Origin of the sequence: Lactobacillus sp. ESL0261 (genome assembly GCF_003693025.1) — a bacterium.
Taxonomy (GTDB): domain Bacteria; phylum Bacillota; class Bacilli; order Lactobacillales; family Lactobacillaceae; genus Lactobacillus; species Lactobacillus kullabergensis.
Genome location: NZ_REHN01000011.1, coordinates 21042 through 47424, shown reverse-complemented (window position 1 = coordinate 47424; position 26383 = coordinate 21042). Strand labels below are relative to the sequence as shown.

General features: G+C 35.0%; 19 protein-coding genes and 2 tRNA genes. 18 read left to right on the top strand and 3 right to left on the bottom strand.

What is annotated here, in order from left to right; all coding sequences use genetic code 11:
• Positions 1 to 120 precede the first annotated feature (120 nt).
• Together F5ESL0261_RS07595 and F5ESL0261_RS07590 are read left to right on the top strand one after the other, a co-directional pair.
• Positions 121 to 462: a hypothetical protein gene (locus tag F5ESL0261_RS07595; RefSeq protein WP_122052762.1), complete on the top strand. Its 342-nt coding sequence runs from the start codon at positions 121 to 123 to the stop codon at positions 460 to 462.
• On the top strand, positions 455 to 919 hold the full coding sequence (locus F5ESL0261_RS07590; RefSeq protein ID WP_233560912.1) for a tyrosine-type recombinase/integrase: 465 nt from the start codon (positions 455 to 457) through the stop codon (positions 917 to 919). Before F5ESL0261_RS07595 ends, F5ESL0261_RS07590 begins: the two co-directional genes overlap by 8 nt.
• Positions 920 to 1118: 199 nt before the next feature.
• Here F5ESL0261_RS07590 and F5ESL0261_RS07585 read toward each other — a convergent pair whose 3' ends face one another.
• A complete protein-coding gene (locus F5ESL0261_RS07585; RefSeq protein WP_122052761.1) occupies positions 1119 to 1940 on the bottom strand; it encodes a DUF2785 domain-containing protein in 822 nt (273 codons plus the stop codon).
• 193 nt (positions 1941 to 2133) lie between these two features.
• On the opposite strand from F5ESL0261_RS07585, the gene F5ESL0261_RS07580 reads away from it, so the two are divergent.
• The 5 genes from F5ESL0261_RS07580 to rpoC all read left to right on the top strand — a co-directional run bounded on the left by F5ESL0261_RS07580 (position 2134) and on the right by rpoC (position 12650).
• Positions 2134 to 2205, top strand: a tRNA-Gly gene (locus tag F5ESL0261_RS07580).
• A gap of 44 nt (positions 2206 to 2249) precedes the next feature.
• A tRNA-Pro gene (locus tag F5ESL0261_RS07575) sits at positions 2250 to 2323 on the top strand.
• Positions 2324 to 2632: 309 nt separating this feature from the next.
• Positions 2633 to 5125, top strand: coding sequence for an ATP-dependent Clp protease ATP-binding subunit (locus tag F5ESL0261_RS07570; RefSeq protein WP_122052760.1), 2493 nt, complete (start codon positions 2633 to 2635; stop codon positions 5123 to 5125).
• A 210-nt stretch (positions 5126 to 5335) separates the two neighbouring features.
• A complete protein-coding gene (gene rpoB, locus F5ESL0261_RS07565) occupies positions 5336 to 8974 on the top strand; it encodes a DNA-directed RNA polymerase subunit beta (RefSeq protein ID WP_122052759.1) in 3639 nt (1212 codons plus the stop codon).
• A 16-nt stretch (positions 8975 to 8990) separates the two neighbouring features.
• The gene (gene rpoC, locus F5ESL0261_RS07560) at positions 8991 to 12650 is read left to right on the top strand and encodes a DNA-directed RNA polymerase subunit beta' (RefSeq protein WP_109586597.1); all 3660 of its coding nucleotides are present in this window, start codon (positions 8991 to 8993) and stop codon (positions 12648 to 12650) included.
• Between the two features lie 467 nt (positions 12651 to 13117).
• Here the strand turns inward: rpoC and F5ESL0261_RS07555 are convergent, their stop codons facing one another.
• Positions 13118 to 15016, bottom strand: coding sequence for a PTS sugar transporter subunit IIA (locus tag F5ESL0261_RS07555; protein WP_122052758.1), 1899 nt, complete (start codon positions 15014 to 15016; stop codon positions 13118 to 13120).
• Positions 15017 to 15194: 178 nt separating this feature from the next.
• On the opposite strand from F5ESL0261_RS07555, the gene F5ESL0261_RS07550 reads away from it, so the two are divergent.
• From F5ESL0261_RS07550 to F5ESL0261_RS07525, 6 genes are all read left to right on the top strand, one after another.
• On the top strand, positions 15195 to 16853 hold the full coding sequence (locus F5ESL0261_RS07550) for a PTS transporter subunit EIIC (protein WP_122052757.1): 1659 nt from the start codon (positions 15195 to 15197) through the stop codon (positions 16851 to 16853).
• Between the two features lie 19 nt (positions 16854 to 16872).
• Positions 16873 to 17211: a PTS lactose/cellobiose transporter subunit IIA gene (locus F5ESL0261_RS07545; protein WP_122052756.1), complete on the top strand. Its 339-nt coding sequence runs from the start codon at positions 16873 to 16875 to the stop codon at positions 17209 to 17211.
• Complete coding sequence (locus F5ESL0261_RS07540) at positions 17204 to 18643, top strand: glycoside hydrolase family 1 protein (RefSeq protein ID WP_122052755.1); 1440 nt, start codon at positions 17204 to 17206, stop codon at positions 18641 to 18643. Before F5ESL0261_RS07545 ends, F5ESL0261_RS07540 begins: the two co-directional genes overlap by 8 nt.
• The gene (locus F5ESL0261_RS07535; RefSeq protein ID WP_122052754.1) at positions 18640 to 19836 is read left to right on the top strand and encodes a pyridoxal phosphate-dependent aminotransferase; all 1197 of its coding nucleotides are present in this window, start codon (positions 18640 to 18642) and stop codon (positions 19834 to 19836) included. The genes F5ESL0261_RS07540 and F5ESL0261_RS07535 overlap by 4 nt, the downstream gene beginning before the upstream one ends.
• A 3-nt stretch (positions 19837 to 19839) precedes the next feature.
• Positions 19840 to 20229 (top strand): Rid family detoxifying hydrolase, encoded by a 390-nt coding sequence (locus F5ESL0261_RS07530; protein ID WP_122052753.1) that lies wholly within the window; start codon positions 19840 to 19842, stop codon positions 20227 to 20229.
• A gap of 293 nt (positions 20230 to 20522) precedes the next feature.
• A complete protein-coding gene (locus F5ESL0261_RS07525) occupies positions 20523 to 21038 on the top strand; it encodes an ECF transporter S component (protein WP_122052752.1) in 516 nt (171 codons plus the stop codon).
• Positions 21039 to 21109: 71 nt separating this feature from the next.
• On the opposite strand, the gene F5ESL0261_RS07520 is transcribed toward F5ESL0261_RS07525, so the two are convergent.
• Positions 21110 to 21799, bottom strand: a complete 690-nt coding sequence (locus tag F5ESL0261_RS07520; RefSeq protein WP_109586595.1) for an A24 family peptidase — start codon at positions 21797 to 21799, stop codon at positions 21110 to 21112.
• A gap of 187 nt (positions 21800 to 21986) precedes the next feature.
• Here F5ESL0261_RS07520 and rpsL point away from each other — a divergent pair, with 187 nt between their 5' ends.
• The 5 genes from rpsL to rplC all read left to right on the top strand — a co-directional run bounded on the left by rpsL (position 21987) and on the right by rplC (position 26376).
• Positions 21987 to 22394 (top strand): 30S ribosomal protein S12, encoded by a 408-nt coding sequence (rpsL, locus tag F5ESL0261_RS07515; RefSeq protein ID WP_034980479.1) that lies wholly within the window; start codon positions 21987 to 21989, stop codon positions 22392 to 22394.
• Between the two features lie 14 nt (positions 22395 to 22408).
• The gene (gene rpsG, locus F5ESL0261_RS07510; RefSeq protein WP_034980476.1) at positions 22409 to 22879 is read left to right on the top strand and encodes a 30S ribosomal protein S7; all 471 of its coding nucleotides are present in this window, start codon (positions 22409 to 22411) and stop codon (positions 22877 to 22879) included.
• 24 nt (positions 22880 to 22903) lie between these two features.
• Positions 22904 to 24997 carry an elongation factor G gene (gene fusA, locus F5ESL0261_RS07505; protein WP_034980473.1) on the top strand — a complete coding sequence of 698 codons (2094 nt, stop codon included), beginning with the start codon at positions 22904 to 22906 and terminating at the stop codon, positions 24995 to 24997.
• Positions 24998 to 25413: 416 nt separating this feature from the next.
• On the top strand, positions 25414 to 25722 hold the full coding sequence (rpsJ, locus tag F5ESL0261_RS07500; protein WP_045928455.1) for a 30S ribosomal protein S10: 309 nt from the start codon (positions 25414 to 25416) through the stop codon (positions 25720 to 25722).
• A 24-nt stretch (positions 25723 to 25746) separates the two neighbouring features.
• Complete coding sequence (rplC, locus tag F5ESL0261_RS07495) at positions 25747 to 26376, top strand: 50S ribosomal protein L3 (protein ID WP_034980468.1); 630 nt, start codon at positions 25747 to 25749, stop codon at positions 26374 to 26376.
• Positions 26377 to 26383: the final 7 nt, after the last annotated feature.

The window sequence follows — 26383 nt, the reverse complement described above, 5'->3', positions numbered from 1 at the left end:
GATTATGAATCATGAAGATAAATGATACGTATCAATCTTCAACCAAAGAATACTGTAAAGAAGACGACAGCCCAATAGTTAAACTTGGGATGGCAGATCTTATGAATTAAAGGAAAAATTATGAATTTAAAAGTTAATTTAAAATCAGATAGTGTTTTAAGTGGTAAATCCGTTATTGTGACAAATATTCAACAACGTAAGATCAGCTCACAATATGATAATAAGCAGGATGTAAAAGATTATCCGTATGCTTTAGGTCTAGCTGTTACAGCAGATACTGAACATGTAAATGAGGGTAGAACATTTACTATTAAGCTGAAAAAGGTAGATGGATTGAAGCAAGGTATGATGTTTACTTTTGACAAAGCACAAGCAAAGCTAGTAAATGGTAAAACTAGTCTTTGGTCTTCTCAAGTTGGCTTTGTTCAAGTTTCTATCAAAGGAGATTATATCGATGCATAACGATTTACATGTTCAGTATCTGCTGGAACAAAACCAATGGTTAGAAGATATAGGACTAAAGTCTGTTGATACCATTGATGGATTTCAAGATTTTATATTTGTTAATCGTTTTGGTCATGTTCAACACCAAGGCACTTTAAACAAGGCAATCAAGCGTATTGTTAGAGATGCTAATTTTGATGCTTTAGAAAAAAATCCTTCTATTAACGAAGATGAATTATTGCCTAATTTTAGTTGTCACGTTTTAAGACACACTTTTACAACTAGATTGATCGAATCGGGCATGAATGTAAAAGTTATCCAAGCAGCACTAGGTCACTCTGATATTCAAACAACACTCAACATTTATGCTGATGTGACTAAAGATTTAAAACAAAAACAGTTTAGTAAATTTGAAGATTTTATTATAAGTAGTACACCAAATACACCAAAAGTACACCATTTTGTAGATAATTGATGTAGATTTATGACTAAATATGAAGTGTGTGATTTTTAAGTATAGCTTAATGATGGGATTGGAAAGCTTATGCACAATCTAAAGATAATTCCCAACAATGCGTCCAGAGAGAATTGAAGATATTGAGCGCGAAGTCGAAGAAGATTTAAAGAAAAAGAGTAATTAAAAATAAGACCATTAATTTGGTCTTATTTTTTGTTTAAATTGAAAATCCCATGTATTTGTTATAGTCAACGATTTTTTCAAGTAACTTATCTTGAATAGGCTTATTACCAGAAAAATAAAAATACCAGTTTTGTAGTAACTTAAACCAAGAACTTAGTCGAAACCAACTAACACGCTCGTCTTGATCAAGTTGATCATAGATTCGCTTGTTAAAGCAACTCACAAAAGCATTAAAATCACTAGCTGGTATTTTGCCAAAATAAACACCTTGGAAAAGGGCAAAAGCTATTCGTTGCTCTTCATCATCAATAAAGGGTCCTTGCATATTTTGAAAGACCGTTTCAATTATAGCAAAAATATCAGCACTATTATTTGCCATAAAATCTGGATGACTTAAAGTGGAGCCTAGAAAGTCGCTGCCATGAGCAACGCTATGAGCCCAACTTTTGTTTTTAACATAACCGCGAAAGTCTTTTTCTTTTTTTAAATAGCAAATACTCCAAATAAAAATAGTATTTCGTTCAGTTGTATCTAAAATAGAATGCTTTTTATCGTCCTCTAAAATTAGGGAACCCAGTAATGCACTTAATGTTCTGATAAAAACTAAATCGTTGTCTGGCTGTTCGATGCCCTTAAACAGACTTTTTGAATTAATAAAATTTGTAACTATCTTTGCTTTCTGTTCTGAAGTAAATGAATTTTCAAAAAAACCACGAGCAAAGGGCGTATAAACAACATCATCACGAAGATGTGGATCAATATTTCCGATATTTTGCAACATATAGTCGATTTGACTATCTTTAAAAGTGATTTTTCCAGAATCTAAATTAACCAGTTTTTCCAGTTCTTTTTGCAATTTTGGAGCCTCTTTTCTACACTAATGATTCTAAAATTTAATATTGTGTATAACAGAATAGTATCACTTATCGGAAATTATGTTTTAGAAATTTTCACAAGGTTAGTTTTCCTGTTAGAATGCATATTTCAGCGATTTTTTTAATAAAAAAGGTTGCAAATTTAGATTGGTTTGCTATAATAATATTTGTCTTGCGGAAGTAGTTCAGTGGTAGAACATCACCTTGCCATGGTGGGGGTCGCGGGTTCGAATCCCGTCTTCCGCTCTCAAGAAAAAGACTCACCGCTTTTGGTGAGTTTTTTTAATAAACGGGAAATAGCTCAGCTTGGTAGAGCGCTACGTTCGGGACGTAGAGGTCGCAGGTTCGAATCCTGTTTTCCCGATTATCCTTATCTCATACTTGTAATTTTAAATTTGCAAGTATGAGATTTTTTTCATATTTTATAAGGCAAGACCAAATATTTCTTAGCAATTTTAATTAACAATCATTTTTAAAACCAAATAATCTAATTATGTTGCCTATCTTTAGTAACAATGTAACTATATAAGAATGTTAATTCGCATGATGTGTCTGTCTTTGATATAATGATTTCAAAGTTTTTTGACAGTGAAGACTGTTTCAAACAGAATATTTTACAAATTGTCAAAAAGGTTTATAGTGTATACACGTCATTTTTAAAGGTGGTGCAATGATGAAAAAATCTTATACAGCCAGTGCAAATCAAGTATTAGAAATTGCACGTGAACAAGCACAAAATTTTCATCATCGTTTAATTGGTACTGAACACGTACTACTTGCGATGGTAATTGAATCTGATGGTGAAGCCGGCAAGAATTTGCGGGCCTGGGGTGCAACACCGAAAGCGATTCGTGAAGAAATTGAACGTTATACAGGCTATGGTTCAGCTGGCAAAACCAGTTATATGCAAATGTCACCGCGACTTAGCATGGTTTTGGCATACGCCGGCACTTTGGCAGAACGTGAAGGTTCCTCTAAAATTAGAACCTGCCACATTCTATTAGGTATGGTGCTCAATGAACAAATATTGGCGTCTGTAATACTGCGCAATTTAAATATTGATCTTGATGGTCTGCGTAATGACATTTTACACAGTTTAGGCGAAGACGAACAAGACATGGGTGAAGGCGATCAATCTGATGACAATAATTGGTCCAGTTTTAACGGCTCTGAAGAAAGCACTAGTAGAAATTCAAGTACACCAACTCTTGATCAGGTTTCGGTCAATTTAAACGAGCGCGCTGAAAATGGTGAAATAGATCCTGTTATTGGTCGAGATCGTGAAGTAGCACGAGTTATTGAAATTTTATCTCGGCGTAATAAAAATAATCCGGTTTTAATTGGGGAACCGGGTGTAGGCAAGACGGCCGTGGCAGAAGCCATTGCAAGCGCCATTGTTGCGAAAAAAGTACCGCACGATTTATTAAAGAAGCAAGTGGTTTCACTTGATTTAGGTGGACTAGTTGCTGGCACTAAATATCGTGGTGAATTTGAAGACCGGATGAAGAAAATCATCAAGGAAATTACTGAGAATGGCAACATTATTCTCTTTGTTGATGAAATGCATACTCTCATCGGAGCTGGTGGCGCTGAAGGCTCAATTGATGCTGCGAATATTTTAAAGCCATCTTTGGCTCGAGGCGATATCCAAATGATTGGTGCCACAACTTTTGATGAATATCAAAAATATGTTGAAAAGGATCAAGCATTAGCACGTCGTTTTCAAATTGTACGTTTAAATGAGCCTACTCGTACTGAAACGCTGGCAATTTTAAATGGATTGAAAGAAAAATATGAGAAATTTCATCACGTGAAGATATCACAGTCTGCATTAGAGAATGCTGTTGATCTTTCAAGTCGTTATATTTCTAATCGTTATTTACCAGATAAAGCAATTGATCTAATTGATGAGGCTAGTGCTGCCGTTAAAATTAAATCAGGAAAGGGCTCAAATAACCAATTGTTGCAAATTAATGACCAAATTGAAAAGGTTATTAGTGAAAAAAATCGTGCTGCCGTTAATCAAAACTTTGCAAAGGCTGCTCAACTCCAGGAAAGACAAAATAGTTTACAAAGAAGGCAGGACGAACTATCAGCCAAATTCGATTCGGCAACTAACAAGGATGCCATAGTGCAACCAGAAGATGTTGCGAAGGTTGTTTCGAATTGGACAGGTGTTCCGGTTACCCAGATGAATCGTGATGAAACCAAGCACTTAGCCAACCTGGAAAAAGACTTGCATAAGAGGATTATTGGTCAGGAAAAAGCTGTTTCTGCTGTCAGCCGGGCAGTTCGCCGTAGTCGCAGCGGCATTAAAGATGAAAATCGACCAATTGGTTCCTTCTTGTTTTTAGGACCGACAGGTGTTGGTAAAACTGAATTAGCAAAAGCAATTGCCGCAGCTATATTTGGTTCTGAAAACAATTTAATTAGAATTGATATGTCAGAATATATGGATCAAATTGCTAACAGCAAACTAATTGGTTCTGCTCCGGGATATGTAGGTTATGATGAAGGCGGTCAGTTGACTGAGCAAGTTCGTCGTCATCCATATTCTGTAATACTATTTGATGAAGTAGAAAAGGCGCATCCAGATGTATTTAATTTGCTGTTACAAGTTTTGGAAGATGGTTTTTTAACTGATTCCAAAGGACGTAAAATAGACTTTAAAAATACTATTATTATTATGACTTCTAATTTAGGATCCCGTTCACTATTTGAAACTAAGGCTGTAGGATTTAATGCTGATAATACTAGTCAAGTAAAATTACGTCAGGATCGGGTACGCGAAGCACTAAAGCAATTCTTTAGACCTGAGTTTTTGAATAGAATAGACGAAATAGTCATTTTTGATGAACTCAATCAAAAACAGTTACGTCAAATTGTAACTCTATTAACTCGTAAACTAATAGATCGCTTGCATAAACAAGGAGTTCAGCTCAAAATTTCTCGTGCAGCACTCGATAAAATTGCAAAAGATGGTTATAATCCTGAAATGGGTGCAAGACCGCTGCGACGTGCAATTCAAAAGGATATTGAGGATGAAATTGCCACAATGTTAATCAAGGGTGATCTTATTAGTGGCGATATTCTTAAAATTGGTTGTAGTCATAATCATTTAAAATTTGATATTGATAAAGAAAATAACTTAGTAGGAGCGAAGTAAATTAATTGACACACTTGTAATAGTTTGTTATAGTAATGCGTGATTAAAAGGCTGATTTTCAGGATTTTGCTGATCTATTGTCCAGCAAAATAATAAAGGACAAAAACGACTTTTGTTGTTTTTGTCTTTTTTATGCATAAAATTCCGGCTTTTTGAATTTGTAATCAAAATGTAATATTAGCTTTCTCTGACAGAAAGGGTGTTTTCTCCTTGTTAAACGGACACGTAGTGAATTTTGGCAAACATCGGACAAGACGTAGCTTTTCCCGCATTAAAGAAGTGCTGGACCTGCCTAATTTGACAGATGTTCAAACCGAATCATACCAATGGTTTTTGGATGAAGGTATTAAAGACGTTTTTGACGATATTATGCCAATTAGTGACTTTTCAGGTAAGCTTTCCCTGGAATATTTGGGCTATAAACTGCAAAAGCCAAAATATACTGTTGACGAAGCACGTGACCATGATGCAACTTATGCTGCTCCGATGCACGTGACTTTAAAATTAACTAATCAAAAAACCGGTGAAATCAAAACTCAGGATGTTTTCTTCGGTGATTTACCTTTAATGACTGAATCCGGTTCATTTATTATTAATGGTGCTGAAAGAGTTATCGTTTCTCAGCTGGTTAGATCTCCAAGCGTCTATTATTCTGGTGATTATGATAAAAATGGGCGTCAAATCTTTGGTACTACCGTAATTCCTAACCGTGGCGCCTGGCTTGAATATGAAACTGATGCTAAAAATGTATCTTATGTTCGTGTTGACCGTACTCGTAAACTGCCTCTGACAGTTTTAGTCAGAGCTCTTGGAATTGGTTCAGATGATGAAATTTTAGATGTTTTTGGTCAAAGTGATACATTACAATTTACTTTGGATAAGGATGTCCATAAAAACCCCGCTGATTCTAGAGTAGCAGAAGCATTAAAAGATATTTATGAACGTCTTCGCCCTGGTGAACCAAAAACAACTGATTCCTCAAGATCACTGCTTTATGCACGTTTCTTTGACCCACGTCGTTACGATTTAGCGCCTGTTGGTCGTTACAAAGTTAACAAAAAATTATCTTTAAAGAGTCGCTTATATGGTCAAACTTTGGCAGAAACGCTAGCAGATCCGGATACTGGTGAAATTATTGCTAAAAAGGGTACTGTTGTGACCCATGAAGTAATGGAGACACTTGAAAAGTATCTTGATCGTGATGACTTTAAGATGGTTACTTACCAGCCATCTCAAGAAGGCGTGTTACCTGATCCAATTAACGTACAGGAAATTAAAGTTTACTCCAAAGTAAATCCAGAACGCGTTGTCAAATTGATTTCTAATGGTCATATTGATAAGAAAGTTAAATATCTGACACCTGCTGACGTTCTGGCATCAATTAATTATTTCTTCCTATTACAAGATGAAATTGGTACAACCGATGATATTGATCACCTTGGTAACCGTCGTATTCGTCGTGTAGGCGAATTATTGCAGAATCAATTTAGAATTGGTTTGGCTCGTATGGAACGTGTTGTAAGAGAAAGAATGTCAATTCAGGATCCTTCAACCGTCACACCACAACAATTGATTAATATTAGGCCGATTGTTGCCAGCATCAAAGAGTTCTTTGGTTCATCACAATTGTCACAATTTATGGATCAGCATAACCCATTAGGAGAATTAACGCATAAGCGTCGTATGTCAGCTTTAGGGCCTGGTGGTTTAACTCGTGATCGTGCAGGATACGAAGTGCGTGATGTTCACTATACCCAATATGGTCGTTTATGTCCTATTGAAACTCCTGAAGGTCCAAACATTGGTTTGATTAACTCACTGGCTACATATGCGGTGATTAACAAATACGGTTTTATTGAGACACCATACCGTCGTGTTTCTTGGAAGACACACAAAGTTACTAACAAGATTGATTATCTTACAGCTGATGTTGAAGATAACTATATTATTGCTGGTGCTAATACTCCACTTAATCCAGACGGTTCATTTAAAGATGATCTTGTTTTAGCACGTCATAAAGAAGATAACGTCGAAGTCAGTCCAGATAAAATTGACTACATGGACGTTATTCCTAAGCAGGTTGTTTCGGTTGCTTCTGCATGTATTCCGTTTTTGGAAAACGATGACTCTAACCGTGCTTTGATGGGAGCTAACCAGCAAAGACAAGCTGCACCTTTGATTAATCCTCACAGTTCACTTGTGGGTACTGGTATGGAATATCGTGCGGCTCATGATTCTGGAGCTGCTGTTTTGGCAAAAGCTGCTGGTACCGTTGAATACGTTGATGCCAACACAATCAGAGTTAGACGTGATGACGGCACATTAGATAAATATACACTTGAAAAATATCGTCGTTCAAATAACTCGAAATCATACAACCAGACTCCAAACGTTAACTTGGGTGATAAAGTTGTAGAAGGTGAAGTTATTGCCAATGGTCCGACAATGGATCATGGTGAGCTGGCTCTTGGTCAAAACCCCGTTATCGCATTTATGACATGGAACATGTATAACTATGAAGATGCCATCATGCTTTCTGAACGGCTTGTTAAGGATGACGTTTATACTTCAATTAGTATTGAAGATTATGAATCAGAAGCTCGAGACACTAAGCTTGGCCCTGAAGAAATCACTCGTGAATTGCCAAATGTTGGTGAAGATGCACTTAAAGATCTTGATGGTCAAGGTATTGTCCGTGTAGGTGCCGAAGTACATGACGGAGATATTTTGGTTGGTAAAGTTACACCTAAAGGTGTTACTGAATTATCAGCAGAAGAGAGACTTCTTCATGCTATCTTTGGTGAAAAAGCACGCGAAGTTCGTGATACATCACTGCGTGTTCCTCACGGTGGTGGCGGTATTGTCCGCGATGTCAAAGTTTATACTAGAGAAAATGGTGATGAACTATCTCCTGGTGTTAATACATTAGTCCGTGTATATATTGCGCAAAAGAGAAAGATTCAAGTCGGGGATAAGATGTCTGGTCGTCACGGTAACAAAGGTACTGTTGCTGCAGTTGTTCCCGAAGAGGATATGCCATACTTGCCAGATGGTACTCCAGTAGACATTTGTTTGAACCCAATGGGTGTTCCTTCACGTATGAATATTGGTCAGCTTTTGGAATTGCACCTTGGTCGTGCTGCAGCTAATTTAGGTATTCATGTGGCAACACCAGTATTTGATGGTGCCAGCGAAGACGATGTTTGGGACACTGTTCATAAGGCTGGTATCGATAAAGATGGTAAAACTGTTCTTTATGATGGCCGCACAGGTGAGCCATTCCATAACCGTGTTTCTGTTGGTATCATGCATTATCTGAAATTAACTCACATGGTTGATGATAAGATTCATGCACGGTCAATTGGGCCTTACTCATTGGTTACTCAACAACCTCTTGGAGGTAAAGCACAATTTGGTGGTCAGCGTTTCGGTGAAATGGAAGTTTGGGCACTCGAAGCATACGGTGCAGCTTATACTTTGCAGGAAATATTGACATACAAATCAGACGATGTTGTTGGTCGTGTTAAAGCATATGAGGCAATTGTTAAAGGAGAAAGAATTCCTAAACCTGGTGTCCCAGAATCATTCCGCGTTCTTGTTAAAGAACTGCAATCACTAGGACTGGATATACGTGTTCTTGATATGAATCATAAAGAAATTGAATTGCGTGATATGGATGATGATTCAAATGAGCATTTGAACATAGACACATTGTCCAAGATGGCGGAAGAGCAACAACGGAAGAAGTTAGCCGAAGAAACCGCTGATTCCGAAGATGATGAAACGGAGACAGAGCAATCTAATGTACCTGTAGATCAATCAGACGATGATAATAAGATTTCTCAATAAGTAGGAGGTTAAACTTTTGATCGATGTAAATAAATTTGAAAGCATGCAAATTGGTCTTGCCTCTCCGAATAAAATTCGTAGCTGGTCATATGGTGAAGTCAAAAAGCCAGAAACTATTAATTACCGTACTTTAAAGCCAGAAAAAGACGGTTTGTTCGATGAAAGAATTTTTGGACCGACTAAAGATTGGTCATGTGCATGTGGTAAATATAAGGGTGTGAGATACCGTGGCATCGTTTGTGATCGCTGTGGTGTTGAAGTTACCTCCTCTAAAGTTAGAAGGGAGCGAATGGGTCATATTGAATTGGCTGCCCCAGTTACTCATATTTGGTACTTTAAAGGTATTCCATCAAGAATGGGACTTATTTTGGATATTTCTCCCAGACTTCTCGAAGAAGTTATCTATTTTGCGGCTTATATTGTAATTGATCCAGGCGACACTGACCTTGAATTTAAACAACTTTTGACGGAAGCTGAGTACCGTGAACAAAAGGCAAAATATGGCAATCGTTTTACCGCAAAAATGGGTGCAGAAGCAATTCGTGATTTACTACGTAAGGTTGATTTGAATAAAGAAGTTACTGATTTAAAGAAAGAATTAGAAACTGCAACAGGTCAAAAACGGACTAGAGCAATCAGACGTCTTGATATTCTTGACGCCTTTAAAGATTCTGGTAACAAGCCTGAATGGATGGTTATTGATGCTGTTCCGGTTATACCACCAGATTTAAGACCAATGGTCCAACTAGAAGGTGGTCGGTTTGCAACTTCTGATTTAAATGACTTATACCGTCGTGTTATCAACCGTAACAACAGGTTAAAGAGATTACTTGACTTAAATGCTCCTAATATTATTGTGCAAAATGAAAAGCGGATGTTGCAAGAAGCCGTTGATGCATTAATTGATAATGGTCGTCGTGGTCGTTCTGTGGTTGGACCAGGTAATCGTCCACTTAAATCTTTATCACACATGCTTAAGGGTAAGCAGGGACGTTTCCGTCAAAACTTATTAGGTAAGCGTGTTGACTATTCAGGTCGTTCAGTTATTGATGTTTCACCAAAGCTTAAGTTCTATCAATGTGGTGTTCCTCGCCCGATGGCTCTAGAATTGTTCAAACCATTTGTAATGCACGAATTAGTTAAACGCAAGATTGCTACAAATATTAAGAGTGCTAAGCGTAAAATTGATCGTGAAGATGATGATGTCTGGGATGTACTTGAAGACGTGATTAAGGAAAGAACGGTATTATTAAACCGGGCTCCTACTTTACACCGTTTGAGTATCCAAGCTTTTGAACCTGTTTTAGTGCCAGGCAAATCAATTCGTCTGCACCCTCTTGCCTGTGAGGCTTACAATGCCGACTTTGATGGTGATCAGATGGCTATCCACGTGCCACTATCTGACGAAGCTGTTGCTGAATCACGGATGTTAATGCTGGCTGCTCACCATATTTTGGCTCCTAAGGACGGTAAGCCAATTGTTACTCCATCTCAAGATATAGTTTTGGGTAATTATTGGTTAACTCAAGCTGAAAAGGGCCGTGAAGGTGAAGGAATGATTTTCAACTCACCTGATGAAGCAACCGTTGCATATAATAATGGTGACATTCATTATCACACCATTATTGGGATGTCAGCTGATTCGATGCCAGAAAAGGCATGGCCAAAAGGATATGAACATGGTATTTTTGTCACTACTTATGGTCGAATCATTTTCAATCAGATTTTCCCAGATGACTATTTCTATGTTAATGAGCCAACTGAAGAAAATTTAAATAACCCACTTGCTTCCAAGTATTTCTTGGAACCGGGCGAAGATATCCATGAAAAAATTGATAGTGTTGCAAGTGATTTGATTTCTACACCGTTTAAGAAATCATTCCTGTCTGATTCAATTGCTACAATTTATAAATATTATAAGGTTCAAAGAACATCTGAATATCTTGATGACTTAAAGACTTTAGGTTATACCAGTTCAACTACTTCTGGTATTACAATCGGCATGACCGATGTTCCTGAAATCCAAGATAAAGATGAAAAGGTTGCTAAAGCCCATAAACAAGTAGATATTGTGTCTAAACAGTTTAGACGTGGTTTAATCACTGAAGATGAGAGACACGACCGGGTAATTAGCATTTGGAATGATTGTAAAGATCAAGTTCAAGATGAAATTGCCCAGATTTATGACCCACGTAATCCTATTACTATCATGGCCGATTCAGGAGCTCGTGGTAACATTTCCAACTTTACACAGCTTGCCGGTATGCGTGGATTGATGGCTACACCAAACGGTGGGTTGTTCGAAATTCCAGTTACTTCTAACTTTAAGGAAGGTTTGTCAGTTCTAGAATTATTCATGTCTACTCATGGTGCTCGTAAGGGAATGACCGATACCGCCTTGAAGACTGCTCAGTCTGGCTACTTGACTCGTCGTCTAGTAGATGTTGCACAGGATGTTATTATTCGTGATGATGACTGTGGGACTGACCGTGGCATTAATGTTCATGCAATTATGGAGGGTGACGAATTAATTGAACCGCTCTATGATCGTTTACTTGGCCGCTTTACTGCCGAAACAGTGAAGGATCCAAAGACTGGTGCTACAATTGTTGGTCGCAATGTCATGATGGATGAAAACTTAGCACATCAGATTTGTGATGCTGGTGTAACTAACGTGAAGATCCGTTCGATCTTAACTTGTGATACACCACATGGTGTTTGTCGCAAGTGTTACGGTATGAACCTTGCCACTGGAGAAGAAGTCGAAGTTGGTGAAGCAGTTGGTACAGTTGCTGCTCAATCTATCGGTGAACCTGGTACTCAGCTTACTTTACGTACTTTCCACAATGGTGGTGTTGCAGGTGCTGAAGATATTACGCAAGGTCTTCCTCGTGTGCAGGAATTGTTTGAAGCTCGTAATCCTAAGGGTCGTGCGATAATTTCTGAAGTAGATGGAGTAATTGATTCAATTCAGGAAAATCCTGCTGAACATACTCGTGAAATTACTGTTAAGGGTAGGATCGATACTAGAAGTTACAGCGTGCCTTATACTGCTTCGGTAGCTGTTGCTGAGGGTGACGAAGTTCATCGCGGTGACAAGTTGACTCTTGGATCTATTGATCCGAAAGAATTAATTCAGGTTACTGATACATTAACTACTGAAGAGTATATTTTGGTCGAAGTCCAAAAAGCATACAGGATGCAAGGTGTTGATATTTCAGATAAGCACGTTGAAGTATTAACTAGACAAATGTTGCAAAAAGTTCGTGTGCTCGATCCTGGAGAAACTGATCTTTTACCTGGTGAGGTAATGGATATCAATCAGTTTAAGGAACGTAACAAGGCTGTGATTATTTCTGGTGGTATTCCTGCAACTGCACAAAGTGTAATTTTAGGTATTACTAAAGCCGCTCTTGAAACCAACAGTTTCTTGTCAGCTGCTTCCTTCCAGGAAACAACTCGTGTTCTAACTGATGCTTCTATCAGAGGAAAGAATGATCCGCTACTTGGATTAAAAGAAAATGTTATTATTGGTAAGATAATTCCAGCTGGTACTGGTCTTCCGATTTATCGTGATATGGAACCTGAGTCAGATGTAAAGAAACCTAAATCTGTTTATTCAATTGCTGATATTGAAAAAAAGATGAAGGAAGCAGACCAAGCTAAGGAATCATAATCTAATCTAATTTAATTAAAAAACTGTTCTGTTAGAAATTACTAGCGGGACAGTTTTTTTGTCTGAAATTATTACCTTAAAATCTTACCGAATAAAATATATGATATTATCCATAAAATAGTGCCAACAATAAAAAAAACCAGATATTTTCGCTGAATCTAGTATTGTTTTATTTAGAAATCAGTCGCTTGATATTAAACAAGGATATATGGTAACCAGCATAATTAGAATATGAACTACAGATTGTCTTGTTAATGAACAACTTTTGGCGCTGTAATCATCAATATATTGTAATTTCATAATCACAGGAAGGTATTCATAATTATAAAAAGTAAACCGTCAAGTGTTGTTGCAGATAAAATATAGTGCATCTTTATCCTCAATTAAATTTAAATAAGAAATTATATCGTGGCTCAATTTGTAATATTAGTTTAATTTTAATTTAGAAGATACAAATCTTCTACCTTTTAGTTATATTGGAGCAAGTTTTTCAATAAATTAATAAAATCAATATAATTTTTAGTACTTTTCATCTTCTTTATATTTTCAATATCAGAAAATATATTTATTATCTTTTCGAAAAACATTCTAAATCCTTTTTTCTCACTTGCTGAGTTAATTCCAAAAAGACAAATTATGTTTATTTTTTTATCACCCCAGCTCATTTTATGATCATTAATAACAATTGAAAAAAAGGATTTTTTAGCTTCGCAATTTAAAGCATGTGGAATTGCTAATTCATTAAAAAAAGCAGTTGAGCTTGACCTCTCTCGTTCTAAAACACTTTTTTTAAAATCTTGATTTGAATAACCCAATTTCTCTGTTTCATTGCAAAGATAAGTAATAGCTTCTATTTCGTTATTAAAATAAAGATTCTTTTTAAATAATTCCGGTTTAAGTAATTCAAGTAAAAAGCTTTTCAACATAGCCGCTTCTTTTGTTTCTTTAATAGAAGATATCATTGCACGTAGACCATTTATATTTTTATAAGAGAGTATAGGACTAATAATAAAAATTGGTATAGAAGTTGACTGATACAACGTAAAATCTTTTGAAGTTGTAATTATCAAATCAATATCAGTAGAGATTGGTTGATTTGAATCAAGTCGTCTAATATCACTAATAATCAAAGAGTCGGAAAATAAATTGTTTAATTTATACTTCAATCTGTTTTTGACATCATAATACTCTTTATAATAGATTAAACATTTTATTTTAAAATTGTTTTGTTGACTCATTGCTAAGTAGGAACCAATATGGAAAGCAATATAATCAATTTCAGTTGAATCTATGTTTTTTTCCCAGACTTTTTCAAGTTGAGATGCAATATAAATTGAAACATCATAGATTAATGGATAGTTTTCATTAATATCGTCTTCTAGTGGACTTTTTATATGGATATTATCTATAGTTCTTTCATATAAGTTTTCAATATGAAAACTAAATTTATTAATAAAATCATCGTTAATTAGATTTAAAGCATAAATTTGCTCAACTTTTATAAGGATATTAGTAACTAGTTGCCTGCAATCTTGGTTATTACTTTTTTCTTTTAAGGGTAAATTATTTTGTATTATATTATCTAAATATGTTAACTCAATTTGACTTATTTTAATTTTATATTCTTCTTGTAGTTTTTCACCGATCAATTTAACAATTTGTGGAATATGATTCGAAGAATAATTTTTGCTTTTTATTATGTTTTTTGATTTTATTCTAGTAATCATAATATAAATGTGAATTACTATAAATTGTAAAGTGTAATCATTTATATATATATCTTCTTCAACTAAAATTCTTTCTATTATATTTGATAACTTCCTTATGCTTATTTCACTATTTGCAAATGCATTCGTATTTAATTGAGAATCTGGACCAAAATTGGCCCAATTTTTTTGCTCCACAAGTTCACTTAACATTGTTCTCTTATTTATTTCAGATCCTTTTAGATAAAGAAAATCCTTATGCTGATTAACTGTTAAATGATAACGCTTAAAAACTGACTTTACAGAGATCAAATCATTATTAAAGGTAGCTTCAGATATAAATAATTTATTTAAAAAATTTAAAAAGTTAATATTTCCATGAATTAAAAGCTCGCAAATAAGTAGTTTTCTTCTTTCACTTGGTGTTAGGTTAAAATTTTTACTTTTCTTGTTAAGACTTTCTTTGTAGTTTTTGTAATCTAGTTTATATCCCTTATTACTAGAAAGAACAATTGGATCAATATTTCTTTTATTTAAAGTAGAAATATATTTGCGAATACTTCTTGTAGAAATGCCAATGCTGTTAGAAATTTTTTTTGCAGAGACCCATCCGTTATTCTTTGTCAAGTAACTTAATATTTCTTGTTCTCTTTTATTCATTTAATTTTCTCCTACTTTGCACAGTAGTAAATTCAGCATTACGATTATGAAATTATTATACAGTACACAGAAAGCGCTTTAACCATAGAATATGTTCCTAACTTGCGGAACAATATGTCACTTTTTTAATATTTGAACTATGCAAGAATTGTATTTGAATAGAAAGGATGTGTCGATAATGAAAAAAATTTTATTAACATGTGGAGCAGGTGCCTCAAGTGGTTTCATGGCTCAAAGCATGAGAAAAGCAGCATTAAAGCATGGCTATAAACTTGATATTATGGCAAAAAGTGATGCTGAAATATCTGAATATCTTGATGGAGCAAGTATTCTTCTAATAGGTCCTCATTTGAAATATGCACTAGATAAATTTGAAAAAATGGCTAAGCCTTTTGGAGTTCCTGTTCAAGTTATAAGTCAAGAAATTTATGGAGAATTGAATGGAGAAGCTTTATTAAATCTGGTTATAAAAGAACTGAATTGGACAAAAAGTGATTTGATAGATTCGTCAACTTCCCAAAAAAGCAGCGTTAAACCAGAGATCCCAGATGTAATAACTAATGAAGACGAAAAAAATTCTGAAGTTAAAGAAAAAGGCTTTATGGGATGGATGAAAAATTCTTTTGCTCCAAAAATGAATTCTTTAACTAAAAATGTTTGGGTATCATCGGTCCAAGAATCAATTATGGCCTTGCTACCTTTTATTATGGTGGGTTCGCTATCAAATTTGGTAAATGTTTTCAAAAATTGGTTTCATTGGATTCCTGATATTTCGTTAATAAATTCATTTACATTTGGGTTACTTTCAATATTTATTGCATTCCTTATTCCTTACAAAGTAATGACTAAGTTAAAGATCCCAAAATTATTAATTCCAAGTAGTTTAACTAGCTTATCTTTATATTTAATGCTTGTAATGCCAACATTTGAAGCTACAAATATCAAGTTTGTAACTGAAAAATTAGGAGCAGGAGGTATGTTGGTATCACTGGTGGTAAGCTTGTTTGTTAGCTATTTTATGTATAAATTTGCTAATTTTTCATTTTTTAAGCAAGATACAGCAATGCCAGATATTGTAGTTGACTGGTTAAATAGTATGCTGCCGATATTTATTCTTTTACTGTTTGGTTTAATTTGCTATGTTAATCATTTTGATATTTACAAAGTTATAACCGCAGTATTTTATCCAATTACAAAAATGGGACAAACATTACCAGGCATTGTAATATGCTCATTCTTAGTTTGTTTCTTATTTTCGTTTGGTATCAGTTGGGTAATGTATCCAATAATGTGGCCGATTTGGATGCAAGGTATAGCAGCAAATGCCCAATTAGCAGCAAATGGACAGGTTCCTACTAATTTAAACATTATGGAATTCTTTCATGGCTTTTTGTATTTAGGTGGACAAGGAGCAACATTGATGCTTGTCTTGATGTTTTGCTTTTCTCATAGTAAAAAACTAAAGGCGATAGGCAGACTTACCATTGTACCAAGCATTTTTAATATTAATGAACCTGTAATGTTTGGCGCTCCAGTAGTATGGAATCCTATTTTAATGGTTCCTTATTGGATGTGCGGAATAATTTTACCTATTGTAGGATATTGTGGTTTTAAATTTGGATTAGTGAACGTACCAACATCTCCATTCCAAGTTTGGTATATGCCAGCTGGATTGTATGGATATTTTGCTACGAATGATGCACGAGCTTTCATCTTAACGGGTATTATTTTGATTGTTAGCTTTATAATATACTTTCCGTTTTTTAAAGTTTATGAGTCTCAAGAAGTAAAAAAAGAAAAAAGCGAAATGAAGTTAAAAATGGCTAAAAAGGCATAATTTAGAAAGAGAGAATTAAATGGCAGATAGTTTAGAAGAAATTGCCAAAGCAGCAATGCAAATTATTTTACATGCTGGAGATGCAAGAAATTATATGCATCAATCCTTTTCGGCATTAGCTAAGGGAAATAAATTGGAATCTGATCAATATATGGATAAAGCGAATAAGGAAATAGTCGAGGCACATAAAATACAAACGGGTATATTACAAAAAGAAAGTTCTGGAGAAATATTACCTAATTCTTATTTATTTGGACATGCTCAGGATACTCTGATGACTGTCCAGTCCGAAATAGATATGATTCAAATGCTAATAAAAACCATTGTTTTTAAAGAAAGAAAGGGAAAAAATGAATAACAAATTATCAGATAACTTTTTATGGGGAGGAGCATTGGCTGCACATCAATGCGAAGGAGCTTGGAATGTTGATGGGAAGGGAATCAGTGTTTCTGATGTCTTAGCAGTTTCAAGTCACAATAAAGATAGGAAAATTTATAGAAAACCTCAGAATGACGTCTATTTTCCAAGTCACAAAGCTATAGATTTTTATCATACATATAAAAGCGACCTGAAGCTTTTTAAAGAGATGGGTTTCAAAGCATTAAGAGTTTCAATAGCATGGACTCGAATATATCCTAATGGCGATGAAGATACCCCCAATGAAAAAGGTTTACAATTTTATGATAATTTGTTTGATGAAATGAACAAACTAGAAATTGTACCTGTTGTTACGCTAAATCATAATGATATGCCACTTAATCTGGTAAAAAAATATGGAGGCTGGCAAAATCGAAAATTAATTAAATTTTTTGTGCATTATGCAAAAACTGTTTTTAGTCGATATAAAGGAAAAGTTAAGTATTGGATGACGTTTAATGAAATAAATCATTTAAGTAAAGTAAATTATGAAATTTTACCATATTTATCAGGTGGTATATATGTTAACCAAATTGAAAAGAAAAATCTAAAGCAGGTTGTTTATACTTCTTTGCACCACCAATTCTTGGCTAGTGCATTAGCCGTTATTTCTGCTCATGAAATTGATTCAAGTAATATGGTTGGAAACATGACGGCATTTATCATGCAATATTCAGCAACCTCTAACCCTAAAGATTATCTTTTCCTTATGCAAAATGAATATAAAAACTACTTTTGTACAGATGTTCAGGCACGTGGCTATTATCCAAACTATGCTAAAAAGTATTTTGAGAGAAATAACATTAATATTCCTATCAAGAAAGGAGATTTAGACATTTTAAGAAAGGGGACTGTTGACTATATTTCTTTTAGTTATTATATGAGTGAAACTTTAACTACAGACAAAAGTTTACCTAAAAATAAAGCGGCGAAAGGTATCTTGAATGGTGTTGATAATCCCTACTTAAAAAAGTCTGAGTGGGGATGGACTGTAGATCCTATTGGCTTACGATTAGTTATGAATCATATTTATGATAGATATCAAAAACCTATTTTTATAGTTGAAAACGGACTGGGAGCAGAAGATAAAGTAGTTAATGGCAAAATTCATGACAATTATCGAATCGATTATTTGAAAAAGCATATTGAAAGTATGAAGGAAGCTATCATTCTTGATGGTGTTGATTGCCTAGGGTATTTATCATGGGGTCCGATAGATATTGTAAGTGCAAGTACGGGTGAGATGAAAAAGAGATATGGATATATTTTTGTTGATTACAACGATCAAGGGGAAGGAACCGGAAAAAGGATTAAAAAAGATTCCTTTGAATGGTATAAAAAAGTAATTGAAAGTAAAGGAGTCATTTTATGAGTGGAGAGACAGACTTGTTTAAAAACAAAAATGTGAATTTTAATATTTTAAAAAAAAGAGCATATAATCTTAGATGGGCTGAAGTTCCAGATGGAGTTATACCTTTAACAGCAGCAGATATTGATTTTCCTGTTTCTGAAGAAATTACCAAAGCTCTAATTGACTACATAAAACCAGGATATTTTTCATATACACCTACTTTAGGATTTCCAGAATTTCGCAGAGAAATTGCTAAATATTTACAAGAACGGAGAGAAAATATAGTTAGTGATAACGTATTGCCAGTTGATAGCGTTGCACGCGGTATGTATATTGTTGCGAAGGCAATACTAAAGCCTGGTGACGAAGCAATTGTGTTTGATCCGGTGGATTTTCTTTTCAAAAATTCAGTAAGTTCGGCTGGCGCTAAGCCAGTTTATTTTCCAACTAAAATTATAGATGGGAAAATAGATTTTACTAATTTGGAAAAATACATTACTCCAAAAACTAAAATGCTTTGCTTATGTAACCCTGATAATCCTCTTGGACTAGTTTATGGTGATGAAGAACTATCTATTATTAGTTCAATATGCAATAAATATAATTTGTATATTATGAACGATGAAATATGGTCAGATATTGTATATGGAGAGAGACCTTTTAAAAGCATTTTGTCTGTTGATGATGACTTAAGCAAAAGAATCGTATCTGTTAACGGATTTTCTAAGTCATATGGATTAGCTGGACTAAGGATAGGATATATTTATACTCAAGACCACCAATTATTTGAGAAAATAGTTGATGCTTCAGATGTAAAAACTACAGCGGGAGGAATAAGTTCATTATCACAGGTTGCTGGAATAGCAGCACTTTCTAAAGCCGGAAAGTGGAAAAAAGAGTTTATACAGTTTTTGAAATATAATCGTGACTATTGTTATAAACGTTTATCCAAAATGAAAGGTATCTCCACTATCAAACCAGAAGCGACCTATGTATTTTGGATTAACATTAAGGAATTGAAGGTAACAAGTCAACAGTTTGTTGACTTTATGAAAACAAAAGAAAAGGTTGCACTTGTTCCCGGATCTGAAGAAAAATTTGGACCTGGTGCTGAAGGATATGTCAGGCTGTGTTTTGCAACCAGTCATGAGATACTTGCAGAAGGTTTGAATAGGATTGAAAAAGGGTTGAAGATTTTAAATAAGGAAAAATGAAAAATGAATTTAATTAAAAAAATAAATGTTAAAAATGCTCCTGGAGCTATTGGTCCATATTCTCAGGGGACAATATTAGAACCATTTATTTTCATTTCTGGACAAATTCCAATTGATCCTAAGAGTGCTATAATTTCTGAAAAAGATATTATTGGTCAAACTAAGCAAGTTATAGAAAATATAGATGCTATATTAAAAGGTATAGGATTAACCAGTAAAAATGTTATAAAAACTAATTGTTATTTGTCTAATATGGAAAATTTTGACAAATTTAATGGGGAGTATGCTAAATATTTTCAAACTAAGCCGGCGCGCTCCTGCGTCTGCGTTAAAGCTTTACCAAAAGGTGCTTTAATAGAAATTGAAGTAACTGCAGTTAAAGACATAAATTGATAATAATTTTAAGCAGAAAAAAATCCTAAAACTCCTAAAGTTAATGTGGTATGTTTAAAGTCAAAATTAATTGTTATGAAAGAGCGTATCATTAGTCTTACAAAAAATAATATGTTTTAAAATTTATCATTGCTTATTTTAATATGATTTAAAAATAATTAAAATTTAATTAGATAAAATAGTTAAATTAGTGTAAGATATGTTCATGTAGCTAGAGTAAGCTGGAATTTTCTTTCAAGATAAATTTTTTGTTAAGAATGATTTTAATATTTTGTTTAAGAGAGAATTATACTATGACAAATCAAACTGATTTTTCTTTAAAGAGACTTGTATTATTAGCATTACTAACAGCGATTAATGTCGTGGTTAGTCGAATTTTTATTATTCCTATGCCCCTGACTCATGGAAATATTAATTTATGTGATGCGATTATTTATATAGTGGCGCTTTTATTCGGTCCATTGGCCGGGGGTATAGTTGGAGGACTTTCTGGATTTTTACTTGATCTTCTTGGTGGATATGGGCAGTTTATGTTATTTTCTCTTGTTGTCCATGGTTTAGAAGGTTTTTTTGTTGGTTTAGTCTTTAAATACTGGAATTTTAAAAACCAATTAGTCAAAGGTGCTATCGCCGGAGCTATAGGAGTATTCTTTATGGTAGGTGGCTATTTTATCACTAATACAGTTCTTTATACTTGGGCTGCAGGACTTGCCAGTCTTTTTACTAATACAATTCAAGGAGTAGTCGGAGTTGTTATAGCCATAGTACTGCTGCCTAGTTTTCAAAACCTGATGGCAAGATATAACTAATACTTACGTGAAAAAATTATTTTTACTAGTTTATTAAAGCTGCTATCTCATTTTATATGGATTCCAGCTTTTTATTTGCACAAAAGTTGAATGATTAATCCAATATAAATAAAAGGAATAAATGCAACAGGCTCCTTTTTGCTCATTTTACTGCCCAAAAAAACAATAAGCAGAGCTATTGAAGCAGTTAAAAAAGTTAAATTGGCGAATTTGGAGTTAAAGTAGAAAGATAAGATTAGATAGACTATTAAGTCTCCACTACCACATTTTTTTCTAACTGTCTCAAAAAGAAAAAACAAAAAAATAGGTAAAAATTCTATGAGATCAGTAGTGCTAATTCTATAAAAATTATTCATTATATGTTGAAGCGAAATAACAAGTGCAGGCAGTACCAGTGTAATATCGAATTCCTGAACCTGATAATCGCTGATAGCAGCTAGTAGAAGACTAAACAAAACAATCGCCGTACAAATATCATGTATGCTGCTAAAATCAATTTTATAAAAAGCGAAACCGCCTAAAAATTCTGTTAAAAAATATTCACAGGGGATGTGAATTTTACAATAACGGCAACGACCTTTAAGTATTAAATAGGAAATTAAAGGTATTTCATCTAACAAGCACAGCTGTTGATTACAATTAGTGCATTTTGAGCGACTGAAGATAAAGTCTTCTTTGCCGAGTCTTTCGATAATTACACATGCATGAGAAGCTAGACATGTACCAATCAAAAAATTGCTGATTCCAAAAATCCATTTCATATTGTTTACCTCGCTTAAATCAAATACGCAAAAAATATCATCTGCTTTTCAATTAGTAAAAATAATTTGCTTTTTTGCGACAAGCGAGTACAATAGTCAATGTGTATTTTGATGATTATCTGGGACTTAAAAAAGAAACTCCTGGATGTGTGAACAAAATAATGAATTTTTTTAGGAGGAAAATTTAATGCCAACCATTAACCAATTGGTAAGAAAAGGCCGTCATACTAAGACGACTAAATCAAAGTCACCAGCTTTAAGCTATGGCTACAACAGTATGAAGAAAGAATTAGTAGCTAACCCAGCGCCCCAAATGCGTGGAGTTGCAACTCGTGTCGGCACTATGACACCAAAGAAGCCAAACTCAGCTTTGCGGAAGTATGCTCGTGTTCGTCTTTCTAACCTGATTGAAGTAACTGCTTATATTCCAGGTGAAGGCCATAATTTACAGGAACACTCTGTTGTGTTAATTCGTGGTGGTCGTGTAAAGGACCTTCCTGGTGTTCGTTACCATATTATTCGTGGTGCTCTTGATACTGCTGGTGTTGAAGGCAGAAAGCAAGGACGTTCCAAATACGGTGCCAAGAAAGATTAAGGAGGAGTTAAATAATGCCTAGAAAAGGACATGTAGCTAAAAGAGATATTTTAGCGGATCCAGTATATAATTCAAAGCTTGTAACTAAGTTGATCAACCACTTAATGATCGATGGTAAAAGAGCTAAGGCTTCATCCATTCTTTATGATGCTTTTGACATTGTTAAAGAAAAGACCGGCAAAGAGCCACTTGATGTTTTTGAAGAAGCTATGAATAATATTATGCCTGTTTTGGAAGTTAGAGCTCGCCGTATTGGTGGTTCAAACTATCAGATTCCAGTTGAAGTTCGTCCTGAAAGAAGAACTACTTTAGGTTTAAGATGGTTAGTTTCTTACGCTCGTTTACGTAATGAACATACTATGGATGAACGCTTGGCTAACGAAATTATTGATGCTTCAAACAATACTGGCTCAGCTGTTAAAAAGCGTGAAGATGTTCACCGTATGGCTGAAGCTAACCGTGCATTTGCACACTATCGTTTCTAATTTTTTAGGGAAAGGAAAAAATCTATGGCTAATAAGCGTGAATTTCCATTAGAAAAAACACGTAACATTGGTATTATGGCCCATATTGATGCGGGTAAGACTACCACAACAGAGCGTATTCTTTATTACACTGGTAAGATCCATAAAATTGGTGAAACCCATGAGGGTGATTCACAAATGGACTGGATGGATGAAGAAAAAGAACGTGGTATCACTATTACTTCTGCAGCTACTACTGCACAATGGAAAGATTACAGAATTAACATTATCGATACCCCTGGACACGTTGACTTCACTATCGAAGTTGAACGTTCCTTGCGTGTTCTTGATGGTGCCGTAACTGTTCTTGACGCTCAAGCTGGTGTGGAACCTCAAACTGAAAATGTTTGGCGCCAGGCTGAAACTTACGGTGTTCCTCGAATTGTTTTTGTAAACAAAATGGATAAGATTGGAGCAGACTTTGACAAATCTGTTAAGTCTTTGCACGAACGTTTAAATGCCAATGCTCTAGCTGTGCAAATGCCAATTGGTTCTGCCGAAAGCTTTGAAGGTGTTATTGACTTACTTGACATGGTAGCTGATGTTTATGATGAAGATAAGCTTGGATCCAAATGGGATACTATTCCTGTTCCTGATGAATACAAAGAAGAAGCTGAAAAACGTCGCTCCGAATTAATTGAACAAGTAGCTGATGTTGATGATGACATCATGGAAAAATACCTTAATGGTGATGAGATTTCCGTTGATGAATTAAAAGCTGCTATTCGTAAAGCTACATTGGACTTGAAGATTTTCCCTGTATTTGCAGGCTCAGCTTTTAAGAACAAGGGTGTACAGATGATGCTTGATGGTGTTGTTGATTACTTACCATCTCCGTTAGATGTTAAGCCTTATGTTGCTCATGATCCAAAAACTGGTGAAGAAGTTGAATTAGTTGCTGGAGATGAAAAGCCATTTTCCGCTTTGGCGTTTAAGATTGCTACTGATCCATTTGTTGGTCGTTTGACTTATATTCGTGTTTACACTGGTTCACTTGAATCAGGTTCATATGTTTTGAATGCTTCTAAGAATAGTCGTGAACGTGTTGGTCGTTTGTTGCAAATGCATGCTAACTCACGAAGTGAAATTTCTGAAGTATTCTCCGGTGATATTGCTGGTGCTATCGGTTTAAAGAATACTACTACCGGTGATTCATTAACTGATCCTGATCACCCATTAATTTTGGAAAGTTTGGAAGTTCCAGATCCGGTTATTCAAGTTTCAATTGAGCCAGAATCAAAAGCTGACCGTGACAAACTTGATGTTGCTTTGCAAAAATTAACTGAAGAGGATCCAACCTTTAGAGCAGAAACAAACGCTGAAACAGGTCAAACTTTGATTTCCGGAATGGGTGAATTACACCTGCAAATCATGGTTGAACGTATGAAGCGTGAATTCCACGTTGAAGCTAAGATTGGTGAACCACAAGTTGCTTACCGTGAAACCTTCACTAAGCCTGCTAAAGCACAAGGTAAATTTGTGCGTCAATCAGGTGGTAAAGGTCAATATGGTGACGTTTGGATTGAATTTACACCAAATGAAAGAGGAAAAGGTTACGAATTTGAAGACGCCATTGTTGGTGGTGTTGTTCCTCGTGAATTTATCCCTGCTGTTGATGCTGGTTTGCAAGAATCTATGAAGAACGGCATCTTGGCAGGTTACCCACTGATTGATGTAAAAGCTAAACTTTATGACGGTAGTTACCACGAAGTCGACTCTTCTGAAGCTGCCTTCAAAGTTGCTGCATCATTGGCATTGAGAAATGCTGCACCTAAGGCTGGTGCAGTTATCCTTGAACCTATTATGAAGGTTCAAGTTATCACACCTGAAGATTACTTAGGTGACGTAATGGGTTCAATTACTGCTCGTCGTGGTACAATGGATAACATGCAAGATCGTGCCGGCGCTAAAGTATTGAATTCAATGGTTCCTCTGGCAGAAATGTTTGGTTATGCTACCACCTTACGTTCTTCAACTCAAGGCCGTGGTACATTTACGATGGTCTTTGATCATTACTCACCAACTCCTAAGTCTATTCAAGAGGATATCATCAAAAAACGTGGCGGTAACGCTGAATAATTTTCAATAATTAATAATATAAAAACAAGTTATTAACTATAAAAATCGAGCTATTGGTAAAGCCAGTGGCTCTTTTTTTATCAAAAATTTCGTTTCTGAATAAATTATTTGAGAATTTTTCTGTTTGTAGTAGACTTCTTAAACATAAAATTAAGGATTTTATTTAAAAAAGTATAAAAATTGTATTTTTCTATTCTAAAAGATGAAAAAAGTTCCTTTAATCCTTGATAATTAAGCTTAAAACGGTTATACTATTTTTTGTGTGTCTAGGGCATAGTCTGCCTTAAAGCACATTTTGTTGTAAAGCATTGATACAAAAGGTTGCGGCACACCAGGTTGCATTGCCACAGAGGTTGTGTCGGTAATTTTTGTGGAAGCTAGTCATCTTTTAAAGAAGACGTTGAGGAGGTAATTTAATGGCAAGTCAATCAATTCGTATCAGACTTAAGTCATACGAACATGGTATTCTCGATGAATCAGCTGCTAAAATTGTAGCTACTGCAAAGAGAACTGGAGCTGAAATTTCAGGTCCAGTTCCATTGCCAACAGAAAGGGTATTGTTCACTGTTTTGCGTTCACCACACAAGAACAAGGACTCACGTGAACAATTTGAAATTCGTACGCATAAGCGTTTAATCGATATTTTAAATCCAACACCTAAAACTGTTGACTCTTTAATGAAGCTTGATTTACCAAGTGGTGTTGACATCGAAATTAAACTTTAATTTTAAAAAGAAAGAGGTGTAATCATGACCAAAGGAATCTTAGGAAGAAAAGTTGGTATGACCCAAATCTTCACTAAAGATGGTATCCTCGTGCCTGTAACAGTTGTTGAAGCAACGCCTAACGTAGTTATGCAAGTTAAGACAGTTGAATCAGACGGCTACGAAGCAGTTCAATTAGGATATCAAGATAAGCGTGAAGTTTTGAGCAACAAACCAGAAAAAGGTCATGCTGCAAAAGCAAAGACTTCGCCTAAGCGCTTCATACGTGAAATCCGCGGAGTTGAGCTTAAGGACTATGAAGTCGGCTCAGAAGTTACTGTGGACACATTTAAGGAAGGTGACGTAGTTGACGTCACTGGTACTACAAGAGGTCATGGATACCAAGGTAACATTAAACGTTGGGGCCAATCACGTGGACCAGAAACTCACGGTTCAAGGTACCATAGAATTCCTGGTTCAATGGGTTCAATCATTAACCGTGTGCCTAAAGGCAAACGTCTGCCAGGTCACATGGGAATGAAGAAAGTTACCATTGAAAACTTAGTAATTGAAAAAGTTGTAGCAGATAAGAATGTTTTGTTAATTAAAGGCAACGTTCCTGGCGCTAAGAATTCATTGCTTACTGTTAGATCTGCTGTAAAAAATAATAAATAGGAAGGAG

Coding starts and splice junctions, on each gene's coding strand:
- rpsJ (WP_045928455.1), top strand. CDS start 25,414: ATGGCAAGTCAATCAATTCGTATCAGACTTAAGTCATACGAACATGGT.
- F5ESL0261_RS07540 (WP_122052755.1), top strand. CDS start 17,204: ATGAATAACAAATTATCAGATAACTTTTTATGGGGAGGAGCATTGGCT.
- F5ESL0261_RS07595 (WP_122052762.1), top strand. CDS start 121: ATGAATTTAAAAGTTAATTTAAAATCAGATAGTGTTTTAAGTGGTAAA.
- F5ESL0261_RS07590 (WP_233560912.1), top strand. CDS start 455: ATGCATAACGATTTACATGTTCAGTATCTGCTGGAACAAAACCAATGG.
- F5ESL0261_RS07535 (WP_122052754.1), top strand. CDS start 18,640: ATGAGTGGAGAGACAGACTTGTTTAAAAACAAAAATGTGAATTTTAAT.
- F5ESL0261_RS07525 (WP_122052752.1), top strand. CDS start 20,523: ATGACAAATCAAACTGATTTTTCTTTAAAGAGACTTGTATTATTAGCA.
- rpsL (WP_034980479.1), top strand. CDS start 21,987: ATGCCAACCATTAACCAATTGGTAAGAAAAGGCCGTCATACTAAGACG.
- rplC (WP_034980468.1), top strand. CDS start 25,747: ATGACCAAAGGAATCTTAGGAAGAAAAGTTGGTATGACCCAAATCTTC.
- F5ESL0261_RS07530 (WP_122052753.1), top strand. CDS start 19,840: ATGAATTTAATTAAAAAAATAAATGTTAAAAATGCTCCTGGAGCTATT.
- F5ESL0261_RS07570 (WP_122052760.1), top strand. CDS start 2,633: ATGAAAAAATCTTATACAGCCAGTGCAAATCAAGTATTAGAAATTGCA.
- F5ESL0261_RS07520 (WP_109586595.1), bottom strand. CDS start 21,799: ATGAAATGGATTTTTGGAATCAGCAATTTTTTGATTGGTACATGTCTA.
- rpsG (WP_034980476.1), top strand. CDS start 22,409: ATGCCTAGAAAAGGACATGTAGCTAAAAGAGATATTTTAGCGGATCCA.
- F5ESL0261_RS07550 (WP_122052757.1), top strand. CDS start 15,195: ATGAAAAAAATTTTATTAACATGTGGAGCAGGTGCCTCAAGTGGTTTC.
- F5ESL0261_RS07555 (WP_122052758.1), bottom strand. CDS start 15,016: ATGAATAAAAGAGAACAAGAAATATTAAGTTACTTGACAAAGAATAAC.
- F5ESL0261_RS07545 (WP_122052756.1), top strand. CDS start 16,873: ATGGCAGATAGTTTAGAAGAAATTGCCAAAGCAGCAATGCAAATTATT.
- fusA (WP_034980473.1), top strand. CDS start 22,904: ATGGCTAATAAGCGTGAATTTCCATTAGAAAAAACACGTAACATTGGT.